The organism is Sulfitobacter sp. G21635-S1 (genome assembly GCF_027213915.1).
GTDB lineage: Bacteria > Pseudomonadota > Alphaproteobacteria > Rhodobacterales > Rhodobacteraceae > Sulfitobacter.
The window spans coordinates 1-360 of sequence record NZ_JAPWGV010000087.1 but is presented as its reverse complement, the minus strand read 5'-3'; the positions used below and the strand labels follow the sequence as shown (position 1 = coordinate 360).

Here is a 360-nt window from a genome sequence, read left to right as displayed (position 1 = left end):
CCCATTTGGGTCGGCAATCGCAAAATCCCAATCGGTCAAACCGCCCATCTTGGCACCGCCCGACACCAAAAGTTCACCGATGCGCGTCACCGCCAGCGCCAGGTTGCCGTCTGCGTCTTCCAGCGCAAAGGAATGTTCGGACGCCGCCCGGTTCACGGAGAATGTCTCAGTCTGCAGAGACCCCAGGAGTTTCAGCACCGAAAGCCAGACCGCGCCGTCATCCTCGATGCCAAAGCCCACATTCCCCGTGTCGTCCGAAATCGCCAGCGCCAGATACTGCACGAGATGCAACCAAGGATGTTTTGCACCCGATAGTTCGTTCCCGACACTCTCCGGTCCCGTCAGAATGCCAGAACTTCC

The 360-nt window shown here is 59.2% G+C and carries 1 protein-coding gene; it reads right to left on the bottom strand.

All coding sequences use genetic code 11. The annotated features are described in order from the left end of the window. The coding region (locus tag O4H53_RS27020; RefSeq protein WP_269368099.1) for a hypothetical protein at positions 1-282 on the bottom strand (282 nt) is incomplete at its 3' end. Positions 283-360: the final 78 nt, after the last annotated feature.